Origin of the sequence: Flavobacterium sp. W21_SRS_FM3, assembly GCF_052113625.1 — a bacterium.
Classification (GTDB): Bacteria; Bacteroidota; Bacteroidia; order Flavobacteriales; family Flavobacteriaceae; genus Flavobacterium.
Genome location: NZ_JBGQOD010000011.1, coordinates 108,172 through 116,797, shown reverse-complemented (window position 1 = coordinate 116,797; position 8,626 = coordinate 108,172). Strand labels below are relative to the sequence as shown.

5 protein-coding genes are annotated in these 8,626 nt (G+C 31.6%); all 5 read left to right on the top strand.

What is annotated here, in order from left to right:
* Window positions 1-2,046 precede the first annotated feature (2,046 nt).
* The 5 genes from ACEN2K_RS14135 to ACEN2K_RS14115 all read left to right on the top strand — a co-directional run bounded on the left by ACEN2K_RS14135 (window position 2,047) and on the right by ACEN2K_RS14115 (window position 8,514).
* Window positions 2,047-2,553: a DUF4402 domain-containing protein gene (locus ACEN2K_RS14135; protein WP_441759983.1), complete on the top strand. Its 507-nt coding sequence runs from the start codon at window positions 2,047-2,049 to the stop codon at window positions 2,551-2,553.
* 587 nt (window positions 2,554-3,140) lie between these two features.
* Entirely contained in the window at window positions 3,141-3,707 is a 567-nt protein-coding gene (locus ACEN2K_RS14130) for a DUF4402 domain-containing protein (RefSeq protein ID WP_441759982.1), read from the top strand.
* 90 nt (window positions 3,708-3,797) lie between these two features.
* Complete coding sequence (locus ACEN2K_RS14125) at window positions 3,798-4,613, top strand: hypothetical protein (protein WP_441759981.1); 816 nt, start codon at window positions 3,798-3,800, stop codon at window positions 4,611-4,613.
* 43 nt (window positions 4,614-4,656) lie between these two features.
* Window positions 4,657-5,196 (top strand): DUF4402 domain-containing protein, encoded by a 540-nt coding sequence (locus ACEN2K_RS14120; protein ID WP_441759980.1) that lies wholly within the window; start codon window positions 4,657-4,659, stop codon window positions 5,194-5,196.
* The gene (locus ACEN2K_RS14115; protein WP_441759979.1) at window positions 5,197-8,514 is read left to right on the top strand and encodes a stalk domain-containing protein; all 3,318 of its coding nucleotides are present in this window, start codon (window positions 5,197-5,199) and stop codon (window positions 8,512-8,514) included.
* Window positions 8,515-8,626: the final 112 nt, after the last annotated feature.

The window sequence follows — 8,626 nt, the reverse complement described above, 5'->3', positions numbered from 1 at the left end:
TGAAATTGGTAGACACGCTGGACTTAAAATCCAGTGAACAGCAATGTTCGTGCGGGTTCAAGTCCCGCTCTGAGTACAAGAAACTTCATTAAACTTAGGTTTAATGGAGTTTTTTTTTATCCTAGTATTATTGCAATTAAAATTTTGTTTAAAATAGATTCAGATCATCCAGTACTGTTGTTGACTACCATAATTAGTATATATTGTAGTTGCTCTAAAAAAAGTAAGATTATGACATTTCTTACTATTCTAAGATTTGCTCTAAATTCCTTTGATTGTTCTTAAATCGTTTCACAGAAGGATTAAGTGTCTCTATATTTAAAATAAGTCAAGATTAATTCGTAATGTATCTTTATTGTTTTTGCTATGATATTGAAAGATTTAATCTATTATCTTCCATTTTATAGTATCATTGTGCTAGTATTAATCAAGCTGAATTTTTACTGGCATTTTTCTCATTATTGTAACTAATGGCTTGTGTTAGTTTATAAGCCTCTTTTATTTTAGAATATTATTCAAAGATTAAACTTGTTCTATCGGTTTGAGAAGATGTTCATCTAATTGAAGTTTTAACTAATTTGTATTTGCTGCGTGTTAAAATCTGTTTTTAAGAATTACATTGGTAAATTAATTCCAGACTGCTATGTTTTCCACTGCTTTTCTGTCTTTCACATTCTGTATTCTCTTTTTCTATCATGTACCATTAGTTAAGGATTTGAGTTGCTGATTTTTGTGCATGGCACTTATCGGTAACAATTTTGGATTTCGGGAAATATCTTTTCATTTTAACTACATGTCTGCAGGCATTTTTACTTTTACCTCTTTAAGTATGTTTCTTCTATAAGGGGTGTCTTGAACTTTAATTCTTTTAGTTCATTGGCCCTAGTTTCTATGATAATAGTTGTAATTTCACTTTGTTCTCTTCACATAGTTAACTAAGTAGTTTGGCGCATAGTGACTCGTTAGAAAGCGAGGATTCATCTTAATTAATTAGATGAGTACGCTTTTACTAAACGGCAGGCATTCTTTAGCGTGTTTTTTGTTTTTACCAGTCTTAGAATTACTTAGATGTTTGTTGTATAGGTATGTTAACTTTGTAAAATCAATTTTGAAATACGTGCAGAACTTACTGGCATTTACTGGGGTTTTTATCTAATGATAGTTTTTAAAAAAGACGCTAGTTCAGTAGTAATTTATATTCCTCTAGCAAAAATTTTATTGTCATTTAATAGATTATTACTGCCTATTTAGTCGTAATAGGGAAAGTTTTAACTATAATTTCAGGTAAAGCCTGTTGATATATATTATGCTACTTTGTATTCATCGGTGTGAATATTTGTAATTTTATGAAAAAAATGTATAATTTCTTTTTCTATTTAATTATCAATTAGATTAAAGTGAATCAGTATTCCTTAGGTTAAAAATTAAATAACTACTTCTAAATTCTCAATATTTTATTATCAGCTGTAGGGTGAATTTCAACTTTTATATGTTTGTCCCAAATATAATTATTGATCCCAAATTTTCCTTTAGCTAATTTTTGTATTTTATCTTTAAAAGTGGGATTTTAAAAATACATGCTGGTTATAATTTTGACGCTTCACTTTTTTAAGTATTACAAGTAAATTCCTTCGCTACGCATCCTCCTATATTAAGCATAACAATTAGAGATAGATTTACTTGCATTTAACAAAAATGACAGTTAAAATATTTTCATTGCAAGTGCATTAAATCATTACTTTTTACTGCCTTCTTTCCCTTATACTAAGCTGCTTGTTTCTTACTTACTTCATGACCAATATGATTTCGGTTTTATTTCATTAATAAATATTTAAGTAAGAAAAAACTTATATAAAAGTTAAAAGAATGTATTTAGTCGATTATTTATGTCGCTTTATCCGATATTTATTACTTTAGGATTAGAACTTCAAGTTTGAATGCTTTTAGACACCTATGATATTTCAACATTCTATAATGGATGCTTATTAATTGTCTCTCATCCAGATTTAAAGTACCAAAGTATAATGAATAGTAAATTTGATAACAGTGGATACAGTAAGGTTTATTTTAGTATTGATGTTCTTGATTTCTTCAAAAGGAATCAACGCACAATGTAATGCTAGCGCTGGAGCTTCTGCCACCATTGTTGCACCAGTGCAAGTCATTAAAAATGCCGACATCGCTTTTAGTGGATTCAATACTAATGGAGGTTTAGGAACTATTGAAATTATTGCAAATAGTAATGGAGCTATAAAATGTTCAAATAATATTGTTGAAACTGAAATGGCTACTGTCTCAAATGCGGCGATATTTATTATTTCTGGTAAAACAAATGAGGAATATAGTATAACTATTCCTGATAATGAATACATCGTAAGCAATGGCTCAGAAGATATAATAATCAATAAGTTTGTGTTTAATTCAGAGAAACAAAAGACTGAAGAAGGCGATCTATTATACCTTGGAGCTACAATACATTTAAAAGAAAATCAAGCTCTAGGACTGTACACTAATACTAAAAATAATTTGGCTGTTACTATTAATTACAATTAGGTCTTTAGTACCATTAGTATTACATATAAAAGGCTCATTGTCCAGTGATTAGTGAATTTTTTTAGTCAAAATTTATATAATTATAATGTTTAAGGTTTTGAATACGAATAGTGGCTTAATTTAATAGCAATCCCATATATGTGCTTTTCCAAAATTAATATTTTAGAAAGATTTTGGATTGTGTTTTTTAATGTAAACAGCAATTTAATTCTACTTCATTGTAATTGATTGTTTAGGTACTGGTTTAAGTATTTAATTCTACTATAATTTTTTTCCACTTTTCAATTCCTTCAAATTAATTTAAATATTTTGGTTACTTCTTATAATATTTCACACAATAGGTTAATTTCTTAACGAATTTTTTAAAATGTGGCTTTATTAAATAGGATTTAATAACCTTACTGACATTAATGCTATTAATAATGCTGTTTGTCGTTTTTATAGGTTGTTTAACAGTTATTTTTTTTTTAATTTTTTTCTTGATGTTTATTTGCAGCGTCAAAACAAGAACAATGTTCTTGACATTTTAAAAAAAAAATCAGATATAATTCCCCAATTCTATCGCCTAACATTCAAACCTACTTAATATGAAAAAAATTACTATTATTGCTATATTAGCAATCGCTGCTTTCTCAAACAATGCAAACGCTCAAACAGATACAAAAGCAACTACAACAACTGATGCAAAGGCTAAATTAATAAAAGTAATGTCTTTGTCAAATACAAATGCAAAAGGTTTAGACTTTGGGACTATCGTTTTGACAGATGGTACTGCTGGAACAGTTACACTTAAAACAGATGGTAGCCGTGTGTATACAGGTAGTGCTGCCCAAGCTGCAGCAGGAGCTACACAAGAGCCTCAAGTAGCGTCATATACAGTTTCGGGTACTCCAAATGAAACTTATGCAGTTACATTACCTTCTCAAATTGACATATCTACTACAACATCAGCTACAGCTGGAGGGACGGTTACAACTATGAAAATCGACAATTTAAAAGCAAGATTTAATGGTGCTAGTGCAGATGCAACATCAAGTAAATTAAGTACATCAGGGGCTGACTCATTTGTAGTCGGTGGTATTCTTAATATTGCTGCAACGCAAAATCCAGGTGTTTACACTGGAACTTATGATGTGGCTGTTAACTACAACTAGTTTATACATATAATTTTATAAAAAGAATGTACTGTGAAGTGCATTCTTTTTTTTTTGTATTTTCGCACTTAATTAATCAGCGCAAGTGTAATGAAAAAAGTAAAATATCTCGTAATCTGTATTTTGGTGAATTTATTTTTACCAAAGATACATGCTCAAGGGGATTTATATGTTACACCAAGTAGGGTGATTTTAGATGGCGCTAAGCAAAAAGCAGTTTTGAGTGTTGCTAATACAGGAAAAGAAACAGCCACCTACTCTATTTCTTTTGTTCAAAGAAGAATGAATGAAGATGGATCTTTTACTAATATCGATATAGCAGATGAAGGTGCTCCCTTTGCAGATCCTTTCTTACGTATTTATCCTCGTCAAGTTACTTTAGCCCCTAATGAAGGTCAATCTGTAATACTGCAATTAAAGCGTAATCAAGCCATGACTGATGGTGAATATCGTTCGCATCTCTACTTTAGATCAGAAAAAAATTATGTTCCTCTAGGGCAACAATTACAAGATAGTGTAGCCTCAGTTAGTGTAAAACTAATACCTATATTCGGCATAAGCATTCCAATAATTGTAAGAGTTGGAGAGGTTGTGAGCAAAGCTTCTCTATCAAATATTGCCATTGACTTTAAAGAAGAGCAAAATAGTATAAGCTTTACAATTGAGCGTCAAGGTAGTGGTTCTATATATGGAGATCTAAAAGTCGAATATATTCAGCCAAATGGCAAAGTGAAAGAAGTTGGAGCTATTAACGGTGTTGCTGTATATACCAACATTAAAAAAAGAGTTATGAAAGTTCCCCTCACAGACAGTTTTTTGACTAAGCAATTTAAAGGGGTTATCAAAGTTAGTTATTTAGATCGTGAAGATCAAACTGTTATAGCTACTTCTGAAATCACATTGTAGAAAATATTTTAAGGAAGATCAGGAAATACGATATTAAGCCTATATGAAGAGATTAGATTTAACAAATTCCAATATAAAATTCAGTATACTTTTCTGTAGTGTGTTTTTATATACCTCTGTAATTTGTTCACAACCATCACTACCTTCTAGAGCTTTAACTGTTAATGCAACTCAACAATTAAGTTTTGGAACTTTTGCCCTCACTGGAGGCGGAGATGGTATCCTAACCATTGGTACTGACGGATTTAGAACTGCAATTCAAAATATATATTTATCTGAGTTAAGTCCTTATGCGCAGCCCGCTGTATTTGATATAAGATTATGTCAAGGAAGAAATGTTAGAATCAACTTTGAAGATGCTATTTTTTTAACTCGACCAGGGGGAGGGACAATGAGATTGGAGTTAGGTCCAGCAAGAAGGGAAGGAATAGCAACAGATTTAAAAAACGGTGATTCATTTTCTAGCCAAAACAATTGCAATTTTATAACCATATTAAGGCTTGGGGGAAAACTATACATACCAGCCAACTCATTAAGTGGAATTTACACTGGCAGTTTTGAAATTATGTTTGAGCAAGAGTAGATGATGAATAATTTTATAAAGACTAGATATCCACGTATCTCTACACTGACTGAGCTTCCAGGTCAAGTAACCTACATTTTATCTTTTTTATTTTTCCTGTCGTTTTCAGTCTCTGCACAGCATGAAAATATTGCAATTAAAAATCAGGCATTCGCTTCTAATTATGATGTCATTCCTTTACAATTTAATGTTAATAATTTATTCTCATTTGAATCAGATGTTATCATAACTGAGGAAGAAATTGTTTTTGTTAATGTGGAAGAAGTATTTAAGCAGTTAGGTATTGCTATTAATGTAAATGTTTCTGAAAAAACTATTACGGGATTTATAAAATATGAATCGAATAATTATAAAATTGATATTGATAAGGAGATCCTATCTGTAGGCAATAAATCTACTTCATCTGTAAATGGAATTTATCAAGTGATGAACTCCATTTTTATTAAATCAAGTTTAATAGCGGATGAATTTGGCATTCAACTAATTTATAATCCGCGGTCTTTAACTATAAAAGTCGAATCAAATTTTGAGCTTCCCAAGTTAAAACAGGCTCGATTGGAGAATATACGCACAAATATTACGAAGCTGCAATCTAATACTCAAACGGTAAGTGATACCATTGTGGGTAGAGAATATCATTTATTTAAAGGTACAACGATGAATTGGGCTGCCAGTGCATTTGAGACATCTGGACAAGCTTTTGCCAGTACTGTTAATTTAAGTTTAGGCACAGAGTTCTTGTACGGGGAAACAAATGTGGCATTCTTTTTAAGCAGCCAAAATAAATTTGATGCTCGTCAACTGCAGTATAATTGGCGTTGGGTAAATAATGAAAGTAAGTTCATTAGGCAAGCTCAAGTTGGAAAAATTTACAGTCAAAGTATCTCTTTCCTGCGAGCACCATTAGTAGGGGCTACTTTTACTAATTCCTCTAATTCGGTTAGAAAGGCTAGGGGTACATATACAATCAGTGAGTTTACTGAGCCTAATTGGACTGTGGAACTGTATATTAACGATGCTTTGGTTGATCATACCATTGCAGATGGTTCTGGGTTATTCCTTTTCAATGTGCCCATCGTATACGGATACAGCACCTTAAAACTAAAATTTTATGGGTTGGTAGGCGAGGAACGTATTGAGGAGCGTAATATGAACATTCCTTATACCTTTATGCCTCCAAAAGTTTTGGAATACAACGTAGTAGCGGGTGTTTTAGAAGACGAGAACTTAAGTCAATATGGTCGCGGAGAATTCAATTATGGTTTTAATAGATTTATCACTATTGGTGGTGGAGTAGAATACTTATCTAGTATATCACATCAACCAGTTTTACCATTTGCGACTATAGCTTTTCAACCTTTTTCAAAGGTGGTTGTTAATTTAGAGTACGTACATAATGTCAGTCTAAAAAGTTTGCTCAACTACTCCCTAGGTAGTAGTTCATTTTTAGAATTAGATTATAGAAAATATGTCGAAGGGCAGCAAGTTTCATTAAATAGGACTTTAGAGGAGAGAAGTATTCGTTTCACTTTTCCGTTTGCAATCAATAAGGTCACGGGGAATACAAAAATAAGTTACAACCAATTCTTATATAAAGGTTTTGCTTACAATTCGATGGAGGCATTGTTCTCTGGTCGTTATGAAAACTATGCTGCTAATGCCTCCTTATCGTCAAACTGGATTAGTGGTGGAACTTATTTTTTAAGCTCAAATTTAACATTGTCCTATAAATTAAATAATGGGTTACTTATTAGGCCTGTTGTTCAGTATAATTTTACGGATAATCAATTAATGCGTCATGGTGTTAGTGTCGAAAAACGTTTATCAAATATGTCTTTCTCAACAGCATACTTTAAAAATTATCAAAACAATACCGATAACTTTTTATTGAGCTACTCTTATGATCTAAATAGTGCACGCAGCTATTTTACTGCTGCATATAATAACAAAAGGTTTAATTCTTCTCAAAGTGCTCAAGGTGGAATCGCATTTGGTGGTGACAACGGATATATCAAGGCAGGAAGTAATTCATCAGTAGGGAGAGGAGGAATATTATTTTATCCATTTTTAGACTTGAATAGAAACGGTAAAAAAGATATTGGAGAACGCACTGTATTTGTTAAAAATGTTAAGGTTTTAAATGGGCGTGCATCAACTAGTATTAAAGACTCAATCGTCAGGATTTCTGATTTGAATTCATTTATCAAATATAAAGTGGAGTTTTTGGATGCTGATTTAGATAACATATCCTGGAACTTTAAACATCATTCTTATGAGGTTTTAGTAGATCCAAATCAGTATAAAAAGGTGGAAGTGCCTATAGTGGTTATGGGAGAGGTTAGTGGTATGGTTTATTTAAACTCTAACAAAGATTCAAATGGGCAAGGGAGAGTCATTGTAGAAATATACAATAGTAATGGTTTAAAAGTAGCCGAGACCTTAAGTGAATCTGATGGCTATTTTTATTACCTTGGACTGCAGCCTGGACAATATACAGTTAAAATTGACCAACAACAATTAGATAAACTGAGTTATCAATCAAATCCTGGTATACACAAAGTCACTATTGAAGTGGCTGAAGATGGAACTGTAGTTGACGGACTGGATTTTCATCTGTCAGTGAAAGACAGGAAGGCGACTAGCGAATTGACACAATCAGATAAAAAAAACCAGGTCCAATCTTCGTCGTCAAACGGCAATACAAATACGAAGCCTTTAAGTGATGTAATTAATTCCAAAGAAATCTTTTATAGTATTCAAATTGGTCGTTATAAAAATGACGGGGTTCCTAATACAGTAAAAAATTTAGATTTAGTTTTCTATGAAGAATTAGAGGCAGATGAGCTAATGTATTATTATGGATTTTTCCGAACTAGAGATAGAGCTATAATTGCAAAAAACACGTTAGTGTTACGAGGTATAAATGGTACTTCAATAGTAGCTTACCAATTTGGAACAAAAATATCTGAAGTGACTCCTAATTTGAATGGTCAGATTGCAGTTAATACAGCAGAAAATGGGGTTGGATTACCCATGGATTTGAGAGTAAATACTACTTTTGAGAAAATCTCAAGTATTCATGAAGATTTCTTTAGTGTTCAAATAGGAGTATTTAAAAAATATGTACCTTCGAAAATTCTTAACAACTTTAATCCAGTATATTACGAGTTCATAGCGGGAGAACGGATTAGGTATATTTCAGGGAAATTCAAAACGTTCCAGGAAGCTAGAAAAATGAAATACAAAATAACTGCTAAAGGTATAAAAGATGCCTACATAGTTAAATATAATAATGGAATTGATAAGAACAGCAAATAGTTGCAGGGTGACAATAAAGAAAAGTAATTATTAACTGCTATTACTTTGCTTTTTACACCAAATAAAATAATTGGATTGAAACGTTCCTATTTTTAATTGCTATTTTAATTTT